This window comes from Nitrospina sp. P1_D6 (assembly GCF_052156615.1).
Taxonomy (GTDB): Bacteria; Nitrospinota; Nitrospinia; order Nitrospinales; family Nitrospinaceae; genus Nitrospina.
The window spans coordinates 54,896-71,593 of record NZ_JBQKUN010000007.1; the positions used below are offsets into that span (position 1 = coordinate 54,896).

The 16,698-nt window shown below is 58.6% G+C and carries 14 protein-coding genes; all 14 read right to left on the reverse strand.

What is annotated here, in order from left to right:
* Position 1: 1 nt before the first annotated feature.
* Positions 2 to 340, reverse strand: a complete 339-nt coding sequence (gene rplV / locus ACTRXA_RS12315) for a 50S ribosomal protein L22 (protein WP_005007675.1) — start codon at positions 338 to 340, stop codon at positions 2 to 4.
* A 20-nt stretch (positions 341 to 360) separates the two neighbouring features.
* Positions 361 to 645 (reverse strand): 30S ribosomal protein S19, encoded by a 285-nt coding sequence (rpsS, locus tag ACTRXA_RS12320; RefSeq protein WP_005007674.1) that lies wholly within the window; start codon positions 643 to 645, stop codon positions 361 to 363.
* Positions 646 to 669: 24 nt separating this feature from the next.
* Positions 670 to 1,497 carry a 50S ribosomal protein L2 gene (gene rplB, locus ACTRXA_RS12325; RefSeq protein WP_442427483.1) on the reverse strand — a complete coding sequence of 276 codons (828 nt, stop codon included), beginning with the start codon at positions 1,495 to 1,497 and terminating at the stop codon, positions 670 to 672.
* Between the two features lie 6 nt (positions 1,498 to 1,503).
* Positions 1,504 to 1,797: a 50S ribosomal protein L23 gene (rplW, locus tag ACTRXA_RS12330; protein WP_442427484.1), complete on the reverse strand. Its 294-nt coding sequence runs from the start codon at positions 1,795 to 1,797 to the stop codon at positions 1,504 to 1,506.
* Positions 1,797 to 2,423, reverse strand: coding sequence for a 50S ribosomal protein L4 (gene rplD / locus ACTRXA_RS12335; RefSeq protein ID WP_442427485.1), 627 nt, complete (start codon positions 2,421 to 2,423; stop codon positions 1,797 to 1,799). Before rplD ends, rplW begins: the two co-directional genes overlap by 1 nt.
* Positions 2,424 to 2,453: 30 nt before the next feature.
* Positions 2,454 to 3,092: a 50S ribosomal protein L3 gene (gene rplC / locus ACTRXA_RS12340; RefSeq protein WP_442427486.1), complete on the reverse strand. Its 639-nt coding sequence runs from the start codon at positions 3,090 to 3,092 to the stop codon at positions 2,454 to 2,456.
* Between the two features lie 15 nt (positions 3,093 to 3,107).
* A complete protein-coding gene (gene rpsJ, locus ACTRXA_RS12345; protein ID WP_005007668.1) occupies positions 3,108 to 3,416 on the reverse strand; it encodes a 30S ribosomal protein S10 in 309 nt (102 codons plus the stop codon).
* The gene (gene tuf, locus ACTRXA_RS12350) at positions 3,416 to 4,606 is read right to left on the reverse strand and encodes an elongation factor Tu (protein ID WP_442427487.1); all 1,191 of its coding nucleotides are present in this window, start codon (positions 4,604 to 4,606) and stop codon (positions 3,416 to 3,418) included. Before tuf ends, rpsJ begins: the two co-directional genes overlap by 1 nt.
* Positions 4,607 to 4,661: 55 nt before the next feature.
* Positions 4,662 to 6,764: an elongation factor G gene (gene fusA, locus ACTRXA_RS12355; protein WP_442427488.1), complete on the reverse strand. Its 2,103-nt coding sequence runs from the start codon at positions 6,762 to 6,764 to the stop codon at positions 4,662 to 4,664.
* 29 nt (positions 6,765 to 6,793) lie between these two features.
* On the reverse strand, positions 6,794 to 7,267 hold the full coding sequence (gene rpsG, locus ACTRXA_RS12360) for a 30S ribosomal protein S7 (protein ID WP_442427489.1): 474 nt from the start codon (positions 7,265 to 7,267) through the stop codon (positions 6,794 to 6,796).
* Positions 7,268 to 7,285: 18 nt separating this feature from the next.
* A complete protein-coding gene (gene rpsL / locus ACTRXA_RS12365; protein ID WP_005007664.1) occupies positions 7,286 to 7,663 on the reverse strand; it encodes a 30S ribosomal protein S12 in 378 nt (125 codons plus the stop codon).
* Between the two features lie 167 nt (positions 7,664 to 7,830).
* Positions 7,831 to 11,886 carry a DNA-directed RNA polymerase subunit beta' gene (gene rpoC / locus ACTRXA_RS12370; RefSeq protein ID WP_442427522.1) on the reverse strand — a complete coding sequence of 1,352 codons (4,056 nt, stop codon included), beginning with the start codon at positions 11,884 to 11,886 and terminating at the stop codon, positions 7,831 to 7,833.
* A gap of 120 nt (positions 11,887 to 12,006) precedes the next feature.
* Positions 12,007 to 16,212 (reverse strand): DNA-directed RNA polymerase subunit beta, encoded by a 4,206-nt coding sequence (rpoB, locus tag ACTRXA_RS12375; protein ID WP_442427490.1) that lies wholly within the window; start codon positions 16,210 to 16,212, stop codon positions 12,007 to 12,009.
* 71 nt (positions 16,213 to 16,283) lie between these two features.
* On the reverse strand, positions 16,284 to 16,667 hold the full coding sequence (gene rplL / locus ACTRXA_RS12380) for a 50S ribosomal protein L7/L12 (protein ID WP_442427491.1): 384 nt from the start codon (positions 16,665 to 16,667) through the stop codon (positions 16,284 to 16,286).
* Positions 16,668 to 16,698: the final 31 nt, after the last annotated feature.

The window sequence follows — 16,698 nt, forward strand, 5'->3', positions numbered from 1 at the left end:
GTTACTCCTTTTCGTCCAGCACAAGCGTGATGTGGCTGGTGCGTTTGCGAATGAGGGTCGTCATCCCCCGCGCCCGCGGAAGCTGGCGTTTCATGGTTACACCTTCGTCCACCGTGACCTTGCGAACATACAGATCGTCCACGTCCAGCACCTTGTGGTTTTCCTCGGCATTGGCCAACGCCGACTTCAAAAGTTTCTGAAACAGACCCGCCGCCTTCTTCCGCGTGAAGACAAGGACGTTCATTGCGTCGTTCACGTTCTTGCCGCGGATCATGTCGGCGATCAAGCGCGCTTTGCGCGGGGCCGTGCGGGCGTGTTTCAATTGGGCTCTGACACTCATTTCCGTTGCTCTCGATTAAATTACTTGGGCGGCGCCGCTTTTTTGGTTTTGCCGCTGTGGGCCTTGAAGGTGCGGGTCGGGGAAAACTCCCCCAGCTTGTGCCCCACCATGTTTTCCGTGACGAACACGGGAATGAACTTCTTGCCGTTGTGCACCGCCAGGGTGTGCCCGACGAAATCCGGCAGAATGGTGGACCGGCGCGACCAGGTCTTGACGACCTTCTTCTCGTTCTTCCGGTTCATCAGCTCCACCTTGTCCGCCAGATGCTGATCGACAAACGGCCCTTTTTTCAGTGATCGCGCCATAGCGCTCCTGCCTTCTAAAGTTGATTATTTCTTGCGCCGACTCAGTATGTACCGAGAGGACGGTTTCTTTTTCTTGCGCGTTTTGTACCCCTTCGCCGGCATGCCGTAAGGACTGCACGGATGGCGTCCGCCGGAGGAGCGGCCTTCACCGCCGCCCATTGGATGGTCGACCGGGTTCATGGCCACTGCGCGCGGACGCGGGCGGCGCCCCATCCAGCGTGTTCGCCCTGCTTTGCCGAGCGACACGTTTTCGTGCTCTGCGTTGCCGACGGAACCCACTGTGGCGCGGCATTTCACCGAAACCAGCCGCACCTCGCCGGACTTGAGCTTGATGTTGGCATAGTCGCCTTCCTTCGCCATCAACTGCGCGTAGGTTCCGGCACTGCGCGCAATCTGACCCCCTTTGCCCGGCCTGAGTTCGATGTTGTGGATCGTCGTGCCTACGGGAATGTCTTCGAGGTGCAGGCAGTTGCCGACGCGCACCTCGGCGTCCCGGCCGGACATCACCGTGGCACCGTCCTTCAATTCCGAAGGCGCCAGAATGTACCGCTTTTCTCCGTCCGTGTACACGAGAAGCGCGATGTTCGCCGAACGGTTGGGATCGTATTCGATACCGGCCACCTTCGCTTCGATCCCGTCCTTGTTTCGCCGGAAATCGATTTTGCGGTACAGCTTGCGGTGTCCGCCGCCACGCCGACGGGCGGTGACGCGACCGTTGTTGTTGCGGCCGCCCTTGCGGGAAATCGACACCAGCAGGCTTTTCTCCGGTGTGGATTTGGTCACTTCACCGAAATCCGAAATCGTCTGAAATCGAACACCGGCGGAAGTCGGGTTGAGTTTTCTTACTGGCATGGCCGCTTACGCTCCTTCAAAAAAGTCTATCTTGTCGCCGTCCTTCAACGTGACGATGGCTTTTTTGCTCGCCTTGGTAAACCCGACGTTGCGGCCGAACCGTTTCTGCCTGGGTTTCACGTTGAGGGTATTCACATCCAGCACGGTGACGTTGAAGATTTTCTCCACGGCCTGCTTGATCTGAAGCTTGTTGGCATCGCGCTTCACCTGAAACATCACCCGGTTGCCGTCCTCCAGCATCATGGTGCTCTTTTCAGTGATGAGCGGCTTCTCTAAAATTCGATAAAGGTCGGTGGACATCAGCTGAGTCGCTCCTCTAATTTCTTGAGAGAGTCGGGGGTGCACACGATCTTCTGATGCACCAGCAGGTCGAACACATTGACGCCTTCCACCGACAGCACATTGACCTGCGGCAGGTTGCGAACGGCAAGCTCCAGGTTCGGGTTTTTCTCGGCGACCAGGAACAACGTTTTCTCCGGCAAACCGAGCTTGGCGAGCAGGGCCAAAGCCTGCTTGGTTTTGGGCTCTTCCAGGTTCAGTGATTCGACCACTTGAATATTATTGCTTTGCAATCTTTCGGCGAGAACGGAGCGGATGGCGAGCTTGCGGGACTTCTTGGAAAGCTTGTGTGTGTAGGCACGCGGACGGGGACCGAACACCGTCATACCCCCGCGCCAAATAGTGGAGCGGGTGCTGCCATGACGGGCGCGCCCAGTTCCTTTCTGCCGCCAGGGCTTTTTACCGCCGCCGCTGATATCGCCGCGATTTTCGATGGTCGAGGCGGTGCCGCTCCGCTTGGCCGCCAGCTGCATGACAACGTACTGTTGCACCAGATGCTCGCGGACGGGGCCTTCAAACACCTCGGGCGACAGCGTGGCCGTTCCGACCTTCTTGTTTTCTGTGTTGACGATTTCGAGTTCCGCCATGTTTCGCTCTTTCGCTTCTTTCGCTCTAAATTATTTCCTGCCGCCAGCCTTGGCTTCGGTGATGCGCACCAGCCGGCCGTTGGCGCCCGGCACCGAGCCGCGCACCAGGATCAGGTTGTTGCCCGCATCCACGCGGACGACTTTCAAATTCTTCGCATGCACGGTTTTACCGCCCATGCGCCCGGCCATCTTCTGGCCTTTCAGCGTGCGCCCGGGATAGGTGTGCATGCCGATGGAACCGCCGCCGCGAAACGACTCATGAGTGCCGCGGGATGCCGGTTGGCCGCGGAAGTTGTACCGCCGGACCACACCGGAGAACCCTCGCCCCTTGGAGACGCCGACCACATCCACCAGCTCACCCTCGGCGAATGCATCCACCTTGAGTTGCTGGCCCATGGCGTCGTCCGCCAATTCCAGGTTTCGGAATTCCCGAAGGATCCGTGCGGGCTCCGCCTTGATCTTGCCGTAATACCCGGCCAGCGGCTTGTTGGTGTGCTTCGGCTTGCGCTGGCCATAGGCCACCACCACAGCGTCGTACCCGTTTTTATCCTGAGTCCGCTTGTCCACGGGCACACACCGCTCCACCTGGATGACAGTGACGGGAACACAATCGCCGTTTTCCAGATAGACCTGGGTCATTCCCAATTTTTTACCGAGCAAACCTTTCATCGATCCCGACCGTTCTTACAGTTTGATTTCAATATCCACGCCGCCGCTGAGGTCCAGCTTCATGAGCGCGTCGACGGTTTGCGGAGTGGGCTCGAGGATTTCCAGGATGCGCTTATGCGTCCGGATCTCGAACTGCTCCCGCGATTTTTTGTCCACATGCGGCGACCGCAGCACGGTCCACCGGTTCTTCTTGGTCGGTAGCGGGATGGGGCCGACCACCCGGGCGCCGGTGCGCTTGGTGGTCTCCACGATTTCCCCGACCGACCAGTCGAGCAATTTGTGGTCGTAAGCCTTCAGCTTGATTTTTATTTTCTGATCGCTCATTAGTCCATGATCTCGCTGACGATGCCCGCGCCCACAGTCCGGCCACCTTCACGAATGGCGAACCGCAATTCCTTGGCCATCGCCACGGGGGTGATCAATTCCACCTCGAAGGTGACATTGTCGCCCGGCATGACCATCTCCACGCCCTGCGGCAGGGTGACCACGCCGGTCACGTCCGTGGTGCGGAAATAAAACTGCGGCCGGTAGCCGTTGAAGAACGGAGTGTGACGCCCACCCTCTTCCTTGGTCAGGATGTACACCTCTGCCTTGAACTTCGCGTGCGGGGTGATGGAACCGGGTTTCGCCAGAACCTGTCCGCGCTCGATGTCGTCGCGCTTGGTGCCACGGAGCAGACAGCCGACATTGTCGCCCGCCTGACCGTCGTCCAGCAGCTTGCGGAACATCTCGACACCGGTGACGGTGGTCTTGGTGGTCGGGCGGAATCCGACGATCTCGACTTCCTCACCCACCTTGATGACACCCGTCTCGATCCTGCCGGTGGCCACGGTACCGCGACCGGAGATGCTGAAGATGTCCTCGATCGGCATCAGGAACGGCTTGTCGATCGGGCGTTCCGGAACCGGAATGTCCGCATCGCAGGCAGCCATCAGGTCCCAGATGCACTTCGTCTTTTCTTCGTCTTCGGCGTTCTCCAGAGCCTGCAGAGCGCTGCCGCGAATGACGGTGATGTCGTCGCCGGGAAACTCGTACTTGTTGAGCAGTTCGCGTACTTCCAGCTCAACCAGGTCCAGGAGCTCCGGATCGTCAACCATGTCGCATTTGTTCATGAACACAACGATGCGCGGCACGCCGACCTGGCGGGCAAGCAGGATGTGCTCGCGGGTCTGCGGCATGGGGCCGTCGGTGGCGCTCAGCACGAGGATCGCGCCGTCCATCTGCGCCGCACCGGTGATCATGTTTTTGACGTAGTCGGCATGGCCCGGGCAGTCCACGTGAGCGTAGTGACGGTTTTCCGTCTGGTACTCAACGTGCGCGATGGCGATGGTGATGCCGCGTTCTTTCTCTTCAGGGGCCTTGTCGATCTGGTCGAACGCAATGCTTTGCGCCATCCCCTTTTTTGCCAAAACTTCGGTGATGGCCGCTGTGAGCGTGGTTTTACCATGGTCAACATGACCGATGGTTCCGATGTTCACGTGGGGTTTGTCTCTCACAAATTTTTCTTTTGCCATACCGATTCACTCCATTAATGATGAAATCATTGTTCCGGTTTTTTATTCGTTTTATTTATACGGTCACTTCACTTGAGGTTCCGGTGGACTTGGCGATCAATTCCTCGGCAATCGCATTCGGAACCACGTCATATTTCAAAAATTCCATTGAGTAGTTGGCGCGACCCTGGGTGTTCGACCGAAGATCGGTGGAATACCCGAACATGCCCGCCAACGGCACTTCGCACCGCACCACTTTCGCTCCGGCACGGTCACCCAGTTCTTTGACCTTGCCGCGCTTCGAGTTGAGGTGGCCGATGACATCACCCATGAATTCCTCGGGGGTGACCACCTCCACGTCCATGATGGGCTCGAGCAGCACCGGCGTGGCCTTCTTCGCCGCATCCCGAAACGCAATGGACGCACAAATCTTGAATGCCATCTCGGAAGAGTCCACATCATGATACGAACCGTCGTTCAGGGTGACGCGAACGTCCACCATCGGGAACCCGCACAGGACGCCGCGGTCCATGGCCTCCGAAACACCCTTTTGAACTGCGGGAATGTATTCCTTCGGAATGGCGCCGCCGACGATCTTGTTGACGAATTCAAACCCTTCACCCGCCTTGCGCGGTTCGAGAGTGATTTCAACATGACCATACTGACCCCGGCCGCCGGTCTGCTTGACGTACTTGTAACTGTGGTCCGTTTTCCTGGTGATGGTTTCGCGATACGCCACCTGCGGCTTGGACACACTGACGTCGAGGTTGAACTCGCGCTTCATGCGGTCCACGAGGATCTCCAGATGCAACTCGCCCATTCCGGAAATAATGGTCTGGGAAGTTTCCGGATCCACCTTCACTTCGAATGTGGGGTCTTCCTGCTGAAGCTTGATGAGACAGTCGGAAAGTTTTTCCTGTTCCTGCTTGGTTTTCGGCTCAATCGCAACAGAGATGACGGGCTGCGGAAAGGAAATGGACTCGAGGATAACGGGGCTCTCTTCGCGACACAGAGTGTCACCGGTAAAAGTCTTTTTGAAGCCGATCGCCGCGGCAATGTCCCCGGCGCCGACCACATCCACCTCTTCACGCTTGTTGGCGTGCATGCGGAGCAGGCGTCCCACGCGCTCCTTCTGATTCTTGGTCGAGTTGTACACGTACGTACCGCTCTTGATATGACCGGAATAAACGCGGAAGTAGGCCAGCTGGCCGACAAACGGATCGGTCATGATCTTGAATGCCAGCGCGGACAGCGACTTGCTCTCGTCCACCGGACACGTCACTTCCTCCTGCGTGTTCGGGTTGACGCCGACGACCGCCGCCACCTGGTCCGGAGACGGCAGGTAATGAACCACCGCGTCGAGCAACTGCTGCACACCCTTGTTCTTGAACGCGGCCCCGCAGAAAATCGGCGTGAACGCCAGGGCCAGCACACCTTTGCGGAGAGCCGCGCGGATTTCCTCCTCGCTCACATCCTCCCCGCCCAGGTATTTTTCCATCAGCGCCTCATCCACATCGGCCAGGGCTTCCAGCATGTGGTCGCGGTACTCCTTCGCCTGGTCCAGCAGGTCCTCCGGAATCTCCTGAGTGTCGTACGCCTCACCCTTCTTGTACTTGTCGGAATACACGTTGGCTTTCATCGTGACCAGATCAATGAGCCCCACAAAATCGGCTTCCGACCCGATCGGCAACTGCACGGGAACCGGGTTCGCGTTCAGGCGCTCTTTCATCTGCTGCACGCAGCCGAGGAAATCCGCGCCGGCGCGGTCCATCTTGTTGACAAACCCAATGCGCGGAACCTTGTACTTGGTGGCCTGGCGCCACACCGTCTCGGATTGCGGCTCAACGCCGCCAACGGCGCAGAACACACCCACAGCCCCGTCCAGCACACGGAGCGACCGCTCGACTTCGGCGGTGAAATCGACGTGGCCCGGCGTGTCGATGATATTGATCTGGTGATCCAGCCAGAAACACGTGGTGGCGGCGGAGGTGATGGTGATGCCGCGCTCCTGTTCCTGCTGCATCCAGTCCATGGTCGCACTGCCCTCATGAACCTCACCGATCTTGTGACTCTTGCCGGTGTAATAAAGGATTCGCTCGGTCGTCGTGGTCTTGCCCGCGTCGATGTGGGCGATGATGCCGATATTCCGGATTTGACTGATTTTGGGCTTCTTACTCATAACACCTTATATGCTGCTTGAGAACCGCATTACCAGCGGTAGTGGGCGAACGCCTTATTGGCTTCTGCCATACGATGAACATCTTCCTTCTTGCGAACCGCACCGCCGGTGCTGTTGTAGGCATCGACCAGCTCGTCGGTCAGCCTGTCAGACATGGAACGGCCCGCACGGCTGCGCGCATTGCTGATGATCCAGCGGATGCTGAGCGCGGTGCGCCGGTTGGCGTTGACTTCCACCGGCACCTGATAGGTGGCGCCACCGACACGCCGGGACCGGACTTCGAGAAGCGGCGCAGCGTTGTCCACCGCCTTCTTGAACACCCTGATGGGCTCTTCGTCCTTCACCCGCTCACCGATGTTGTCCAGAGCGGAATAGAACATACGTTCCGCCACGCTCTTCTTGCCCCGCTTGAGGAGGCTGTTGACAAACCGGGCAACCAGAATGTCGTTGTATTTGGGGTCCGGCAGGATCTCCCGTTTTTCCGCTTCGCGTCTTCTTGCCATGGTTGCGTATAATTCTTATTAGGTTTTCTTCGGTTTCTTGGCACCGTACTTGGAACGGCTCTGCATGCGGTTGGCCACGCCCAGTGTATCCAGACTGCCCCGCACAACATGGTAACGAACACCCGGCAGATCCTTAACGCGGCCGCCGCGAATCAAAACGATCGAGTGTTCCTGGAGATTGTGCCCGACACCCGGAATGTAGCTCGTTACCTCCATTCCGTTGGTCAGCCGGACGCGCGCCACTTTTCGTAATGCCGAATTGGGCTTCTTCGGAGTGGAGGTGTACACACGCACACACACGCCCCGTTTCTGCGGGCACGACTTCAGCGCCGGCGATGCCGTTTTCTCTACCGGCTTACGCCGGCCTCTTTTGACCAATTGATTAATGGTCGGCACAATAAAGTTCTCCTGATAGAGGGACCAACACCTTAACAAAACCCAGTTGACCCATCCTCAACTAATTGAATTTGTTGGAATGTTCAGAGTATGTCTGTAGTAGGCCGAAAAGCTTGGATTTTATCACTCCCATGCGGGGAGTCAAGGGAATTTTCCGGTATTTTTTCCTACTCTACCGCAGCCGGGGTTTCTTCCTCTTCTACCGGCTTCACTTCCTCGGTTTCCTCGAATTCCGGCTCCTCGATGCGGATGCCGCTGTAGGCGCGGCAGCCGGTTCCGGCCGGAATCAGCCTACCCATGATCACATTTTCTTTCAGTCCAAACAGGCGGTCTTCCTTGCCGCTGACCGCCACTTCCGTCAGCACCCGCGTGGTCTCCTGGAAGGAGGCCGCGGAGATGAAACTCTCGGTGCTGAGCGACGATTTCGTGATTCCCAGAAGAACCGGCTGGCCCTGCGCGGGCTTGCCTTTTTCCTTTATGGTCTCCTGGTTTTTCTCGTTGAATACCTTGCGGGTCACCTGTTCGCCAATCAGCAGGTCGGTGTCCCCGGGCTCTTCCACCTGAAGGTGGCGGAGCATCTGGCGGACGATGACTTCGATATGCTTGTCGTTGATGGCGACACCCTGCAGGCGGTACACCTCCTGCACCTCGTTGACGAGGTATTTCTGCAACTCGTTTTCACCGAGGATGCGCAGGATGTCATGCGGGTTGGCGGCGCCATCCATGAGCGGCTCGCCGGCCTGCACTTCGTCGCCTTCGTGCACGTTGATGTGCTTGCCGCGCGGAATGAGGTACTCGCGCTCTTCACCACTGTCGTTGACGATGACCACCTTCCGCATGCCTTTCACGAACCCGCCGAACTTAACGGTACCGCTGATTTCCGAGATGGTCGCCTGCTCGTGCGGCTTGCGCGCCTCGAACAGTTCCGCAACACGCGGCAGACCGCCGGTGATGTCCTTCGTCTTCGCCGTCTCGCGAGGAATCTTGACGATGACATCACCCGCATTCACGCGGTCGCCCTCGTTGACATTGATGTGCGCACCCGCGGGCAGAATGTAGCGGCGGATGGTTTCACCCTTGTCGTCCTTGATCGAAATGCGCGGCTGCCGCTTCTCGTCGCGGTGGCTGATGATGACCTTGGTGGAAAGACCCGTGATTTCGTCGAAGTCCTCTTTCATGGTGATGCCTTCCACCACGTCGCCGAAGGCGATGGTGCCCTCGACCTCAGTGAGGATCGAGTTGGTGTACGGGTCCCACTCGACCAGCGTCTGGTTCTCGTGGACTTCCTGCCCGTCGTGCACCTTGAGTTTCGCCGCATAGACGACGGAGTATTTTTCCTTTTCCCGGCCGTTTTCGTCCTGCACCACCAGGCTGCCGTTGCGGTTCATGACGATGATCTCGCCGCGCTGGTTCTTGATCGTGCGCAGGCCCTGGTACTTGATGATGCCGCCCTTCTTCGTGCTGAGCGTCGTCTGCTCGACCACGCGGCTCGCGGTGCCGCCGATGTGGAACGTCCGCATGGTGAGCTGGGTACCCGGTTCACCGATGGACTGCGCGGCGATGACGCCGACCGGCTCGCCGATCTCCACCCAGCCGTTAGTGGCCAGGTTGCGCCCGTAGCACTTCACGCACAGTCCCTGCTTCGATTCGCAGGTCAGGTTCGAGCGGATTCGGATGCCTTCAATCCCGGCGTTCTCAATGGCCTCGACGACTTTCTCATCGACCATCTCATTCGCCTTGACCAGCACGTCGCCGGTGAACGGATCGAGCACGTCTTCCAGGCACGTACGGCCGAGGATGCGCTCACCCAAAGGCTGGATGATCTCACCCGCCTCAACCAGCGACGACAACTTAATGCCGCGCAGGGTGCCGCAGTCTTCTTCCATGATGATGATGTCCTGGGCCACATCGACAAGGCGCCGGGTCAGGTAACCGGAGTTTGCCGTCTTGAGCGCGGTGTCGGCCAGACCCTTGCGCGCACCGTGGGTGGAGATGAAGTACTGGATCACCGACAGCCCTTCGCGGAAGTTCGCGGTGATGGGCGTCTCGATGATCTCACCCGAGGGCTTGGCCATCAGGCCGCGCATGCCGGCCAGCTGCCGCAACTGCTGCGAGCTGCCGCGCGCTCCGGAGTCGGCCATGATGAAGATCGAGTTGAAGTCCTTGGCCTCCACGCCCTTGACGATGTTTTCGTCTTCGACTTCCAGTTCGCGGAACATCTCTTCCGAGACGCGCTCGGTGACGTGCGCCCAGATGTCAATGACCTTGTTATAGCGTTCGCCGTTGGTGATGAGGCCGTCGCGGTACTGGTTGTAAACGCGGAGCACTTCATCGCCGGCCTTGTTGACCAGCGTTTCCTTCGCTTTCGGAATCCGCATGTATTCTGTCGAAATAGACAGGCCCGCCTCGGTCGCGTAATGAAACCCGAGGGTCTTGACCGCATCCAGCAGAGCAACGGTTTTTTCCCGGCCCACGATCTGGAACGACGTGGAAATCAGGTTGGACAGGGTTTTCTTGTTCATCTCCTGGTTGACCAGCTTGAACGGCAGCTCTTCCGGCAATACCTCATACAGGAGAACGCGGCCGGTGGTGGTGACTTCCAGGTTGCCGTCCACCTCGACCATCATCTTCGCCTGCAGGTGCAGTTCTCCGTGATCGTACGCCGCGCGCACTTCGCGCAGGTTGGAGAACACGCGTCCCTCGCCGGGCACGCTCCCGCGGATCTTGGTCATGTAGTAGCAGCCGAGAACGATATCCTGACTGGGCACGGCGATGGGCTTGCCGTTGGCCGGAGACAAGACGTTGTTGGGCGCCATCATGAGGAGTTTCGCCTCGACCTGCGCTTCCATCGAAAGCGGAACGTGCACCGCCATCTGGTCGCCGTCGAAGTCGGCGTTGAACGCGGTGCACACCAGCGGATGGATGCGGATCGCCTTGCCCTCGATCAACACCGGCTCGAATGCCTGGATGCCGAGACGATGCAAAGTCGGCGCGCGGTTCAGGAGAACCGGATGTTTCTGGATGACTTCTTCCAATACTTCCCACACCTCGGCGCGCTCCTGCTCGACCATCTTCTTCGCGGTCTTGATGGTGGCGGCATAACCTTTCTGCTCGAGCCGGTTGAAGATGAACGGCTTGAACAACTCGAGCGCCATCTTCTTCGGCAGCCCGCACTGGTGCAGCTTGAGTTCGGGACCGACCACGATGACCGAACGACCGGAGTAATCGACGCGCTTGCCAAGCAGGTTCTGGCGGAAGCGGCCCTGTTTGCCTTTCAGCATGTCGCTCAGCGATTTGAGCGGACGCTTGTTGGTGCCGCGAAGCGTCCGGCCACGGCGGCCGTTGTCGAACAGCGCCGACACCGCTTCCTGCAGCATGCGTTTTTCGTTGCGGATGATGATCTGCGGCGCCTTGAGTTCCATCAACCGCTTGAGGCGGTTGTTGCGGTTGATGACGCGGCGGTACAGGTCATTGAGATCGGACGTGGCGAAGCGGCCACCGTCGAGCGGCACCAGCGGGCGCAGCTCCGGCGGGATGACCGGCACCACGCTCAGGATCATCCACTCCGGGCGGTTACCGGATTTGCGGAAAGCCTCGATGATCTTGAGGCGCTTGGCGATCTTGCGTTTGTTGAGCACCGAGGTGGTCTTCGCCAGGTTTTCCTTCAACTGCTCGGCGGTGGCGTCGAGGTCGATGTTCTTCAGCATCTCGTACACCGCCTCGGATCCGACCATCACCTTCAGTCCGTGCGGGTACTCGATTTCCGCCTCGCGGTATTCTTTTTCATCCAGAAGCTGGCCGGGCTTGAAATCCGATTCGCCGGGATCGACCACCACATAGTTTTCAAAATAAATAATGCGCTCGAGTTCCTTGAGCGTGAGATCCAGCACGTGGCCGATGCGGCTCGGCAGTCCCTTGAAGAACCAGATGTGGGCGACGGGGCTGGCCAGTTCGATGTGCCCCAGGCGCTCGCGGCGGACCTTGGACAGGATGACTTCCACCCCACACTTTTCGCACACCACCCCTTTGTGCTTCATGCGCTTGTACTTGCCGCAGTTGCACTCCCAATCCTTCACCGGGCCGAAGATCTTGGCGCAGAACAGGCCGTCCCGCTCCGGCTTGAAGGTCCGGTAATTGATGGTTTCCGGCTTTTTGACTTCCCCGTACGACCAGGACCGGATTTTTTCCGGAGAGGCCAGCCGCACCCGGATGGCGTCAAACATGATCGGATTCTTGGGTTTTTCAAAAATGTTCAGGGTATCCACAAGCGTGGTCTCCTAAATGAAAGTTTATTTAAAAATTCTTTTCCGGACAGGAAGCCGTTCCTGTCGCCCCGGCGGCCGCTACTTGCTGGCGGTTTCCATCAGTTCCACATCAATGGCCAGGCTCTGCAGTTCCTTGACCAGGACGTTGAACGATTCCGGAAGGCTGGGCGTGAGATTCGTGTCGCCCTTGACGATGGCTTCGTACATCCGCTTGCGGCCCTCGACGTCGTCGGATTTGACCGTGAGCATCTCCTGCAGGGTGTAGGCGCCGCCGTAAGCTTCGAGCGCCCAGACCTCCATCTCACCCAGCCGCTGACCGCCGAACTGCGCCTTTCCGCCCAGCGGCTGCTGGGTGACGAGCGAGTAGGGTCCGGTGGACCGGGCGTGGATCTTGTCGTCTACAAGGTGATGCAGTTTGAGCATGTAGATGTACCCCACCATGACCTTCTGGTGAAACGGCTGGCCGGTGCGCCCGTCGAACAGGCTGACTTCGCCGGTGGGCGAACAGCCGGAATCGACGAGCATTCTGCGCACATCGTCTTCCTTTGCGCCGTCGAAGACGGGCGTCGCGACGTGCTTGCCGCTGGCCTTGGCCGCCATGCCGAGGTTGGTTTCGAAAATCTGGCCGACGTTCATACGAGATGGCACGCCGAGCGGATTGAGTATGAGCTCGATCGGAGTTCCATCATCCATATAAGGCATGTCCTCTTCCGGAACGATCTTGGAGACGACACCTTTGTTGCCGTGACGGCCGGCCATTTTGTCGCCCACCTGAAGCTTGCGTTTCATGGCAACGAACACCTTCACCAGCTTGATGACGCCGGGTGCCAGGTCGTCGCCTTTCTTCAGTTTGGCGATCTTGTCATTCATCATGGTCTTGAGGATGTGGATCTGGTCCTTGCTGGCATCCTCGATCTGCTGCAACTCGTTCGGGTCCACGTCCTTGACCGGAATCTTCACCATATCCCGCGTGGGCATTTTGGCGAGGTCTTCCTCGGTCAGGTCCTGACCCTTCTTAAAAACCTTCTTGCCAATGGTGGTGGCCTTGGTCACCTGCTTGCCCACCAGCATGGACAGGAGTTTCTTTTCGCTTTCGTTCTTGACGATCTCGATCTCGTCGCTGAAGTCCTTTTCGATCCGGGAGACCTCCTCTTCCTCGATCGACAGCGTGCGGGAATCCTTGTCGACTCCCTTGCGCGAGAACACCTTGACGTCGATGACGATACCCTGGATGCCCGGCGGCACGCGCAGGGACGTGTCACGCACGTCGCCCGCCTTTTCGCCGAAGATCGCTTTGAGCAGTTTTTCTTCGGGGCTCAGCTGCGTCTCGCCTTTGGGGGTGATCTTGCCCACGAGGATGTCGTTGGGCGCCACCGAGGCACCGATGCGGATGATGCCGCTGTCGTCCAGGTTCCGAAGCGCTTCCTCGCCGACGTTCGAGATGTCGCGTGTGATGTCTTCCTTGCCCTGCTTGGTGTCGCGGGCCTCCACCTCGAACTCCTCGATGTGGACGGACGTGAAGACGTCCTCCTTCACCACCTTCTCGCTGATGACGATGGCGTCCTCGAAGTTGTAACCTTCCCACGGCATGAACGCGACCAGCACGTTGCGGCCGAGCGCCAGCTCTCCGCGGTCCGTCGACGGTCCATCGGCGATGACCTGACCCTTCCTCACCTTTTCGCCGGTACCGACAAGCGGGCGCTGATTGATGCAGGTGTTCTGGTTGGAGCGCTGGTACTTGGACAGGGTGTAGATGTCCACACTGGAATCCAGCATGCCTTTCCTTTTCTGACGGCCGGAAGTCCGCACCACAATGCGCGACGCATCGGCACTGATGACCTCACCGTCGTTCTCCGCCACCACCACGGCGCCGGAATCGCGGGCCACCACCTCTTCCATACCGGTGCCCACGAGAGGCGCCTCGGTCTCCAGAAGCGGCACGGCCTGGCGCTGCATGTTGGAACCCATGAGGGCGCGGTTGGCGTCGTCGTTTTCCAGAAACGGAATCAACGACGCGGCGACGCTGATCAACTGCTTGGGCGAAACGTCCATCAGGTTGATTTTTTCGCGCGGCGACAGAATGAAGTCGCCACCCTGACGCGCATCGACGATTTCATTGACGAAGCGGTTCTTGTCGTCGAGCTGGGCGTTGGCCTGCGCAATGACATACTCGTCTTCAACCATCGCGTTGTGAAACTCGACCGAGTCGCCAACCTTGCCTTCGGTCACGCGCCGGTAAGGCGTTTCGACAAACCCGTAGTCGTTCACCCGCGCGTAGGTGCTGAGCGACGCAATGAGACCGATGTTCGGTCCCTCAGGGGTCTCGATGGGACAGATCCGCCCGTAATGGGTCGGATGCACGTCCCGCACTTCGAATCCCGCGCGCTCGCGCGTCAGACCGCCGGGCCCCAATGCGCTGAGGCGCCGCTTGTGCGTGACCTCGCTGAGGGGATTGGTCTGGTCCATGAACTGGGACAACTGGCTGCTTCCGTAAAATTCCTTGATCGCCGCGGTGACCGGCTTCGAATTGATCAGGTCGTGCGGCATGGAAACATCCAGATCCTGAATGGACATGCGCTCGATGATGGCGCGCTCCATGCGCACCAGGCCGACGCGGAACTGGTTTTCCAGGGACTCACCCACCGCGCGCACGCGGCGGTTGCCCAGATGGTCGATGTCGTCCACCACACCCACACCGTTTCGCAGGTCCACCATGTAGCGGATGACCGCAATGAGGTCCTCGCGGGTGAGCAGGCGGTGCTCCAACGGCACATCCAGACCGAACTTCTGGTTCATCTTGATCCGGCCGACCACGGACAGGTTGTACCGCTTCGGGTTGAAGAACAGGTTGTAGAAAAGCGTTTTTGCGATCTCGGTCGTCGGCGGGTCGCCGGGACGCAGACGTTTGTAGATTTCGCGGATGGCCTCGTCCGAATCCGCGATCTTCGCCTGGGCCAGGGTGTCGCGTATGGTGGTATCCGGGTTTTCCTCGTCGATGGACAGCACCGAAAATTCACTGATGTTGTGCTTGGCCAGTACCGCGAGCGTCTCCGGGGTGATCTCCGTGTTGGACTCGATCAGGACCTCGCCGGTCTCCTTGTCAATGATGTCCTGCGCGAGATATCCACCGGCCAGCGTTTCCTTGTCGATCTCAACGCGCTGGGATTTACTCATGCGGCGCAACTTTTTGATCTGCTGCGGAGCCACCTTCTTGCCGGACTTCACAAGAACATCATCCGTCTTGGAGTCGATGACGTCTTCAAGCACCTTGATGCCGCACATCAGCCCCTTGCTGCCCATGAAGTAGCGGTCGTCCTTGACCAGCCGCGATACCTTTTCGACATTGTAAAAGGAAGCGAGGATCTCTTCCTGGCTCATGCCAAAGGCGCTCAGGAGGACCGTGGCCGGAAGTTTGCGCCGGCGGTCGATCTTGACATGCAGGATGTCCTTGATGTCGAACTCGAAGTCGAGCCAGGAGCCGCGGTCCGGAATGACCCGCGCGCTGTAAAGGATCTTTCCGCTGACGTGACTGCGTCCCTTGTCGTGCGCGAAGAACGCGCCCGGGGAGCGGTGCATCTGACTGACGATGACACGCTCGACGCCGTTGATCATGAATGTGCCGGTGGGGCCCATGACGGGCATCTCACCGAGAAAAATCTTCTGCTCCTTCACTTCCTTGACGGAATTGATCGTGACTTCGGGAACCTTGAATTTCTGCAGGGCCTCAATGATGGTGGCGTCAATTTCGGTACGGGCGGGAATGAGCGGCTTGTTCGTCTCCGGGTTTTTCACCTCTTCGACGATGTATTTGCCGGGCAGCTCCTTCAGGATGCGTGCGTTGACCTCGATCTTCTCGCGCTGAAACAGGACCATGCGGACCATGATCTTGATCGGGTCGGAGTAGGTGAGGCCCTTCTGGCGGCATTCCGCGAGCTTGAACTTTTCCTTGTAATTGACTTCCTGGCCGCAGGCGTCGCACACCACACCCAGGCCGCCGAGTTCCTTGTACTCGCCGCAGGCACACTCCCACACGCCGACTTCATAGCCCACATAATCGATACGGGCGTTGATGTTCAGGTCGGAGATGGGGAACACATCCTGAAACACTTCCTCCAGACCCTGGACCTTGCGTTCCGACGGGGCGGTTTCCGTCTGCAGGAAGTACTCAAAGGACTTCTTTTGAATTCCAATCAGGTTGGGAATCTCGATGACCGCAGGGATCCGGGAGAAGTCCAACCTTTCACGAACAGTGCTTTGGGTTCGATCGGTGGTTTTGATAGACATAGATTTAATCCAGTCCCCTGTTAAAGATTAATGGCCATACTCCCCCTCTCATCAAAAGAAGGCAAAAGGCATTACTTAATCTCAACAGTTCCACCGGCTTCTTCGATCTTCTTTTTGATCTCCTCAGCTTCTTCTTTCTTCACAGCTTCCTTAATGGCCTTGGGAGCCGCTTCCACCAGGTCCTTCGCATCCTTCAGACCCAGACCCGTGATGCCGCGAACTTCCTTGATCACCTGAATCTTCTTGTCACCCGCCGCTGTGAGAACGACGTCAAACTCCGTTTTCTCTTCCGCCGCGGCACCGGCATCGCCGCCCGCACCAGCCGGCATCGCCATCATGGCCGGGGCTGCCGCCGTGACACCGTACTTTTCTTCCAATTCCTTGACGAATTCCGACATCTCCAAAACCGTCATGTTGTCGATGAAGGAAACGACGTCCTCTTTCGTGACTGCCATTGCAATCTCCTTTCTGGGATGAAACGCTTAT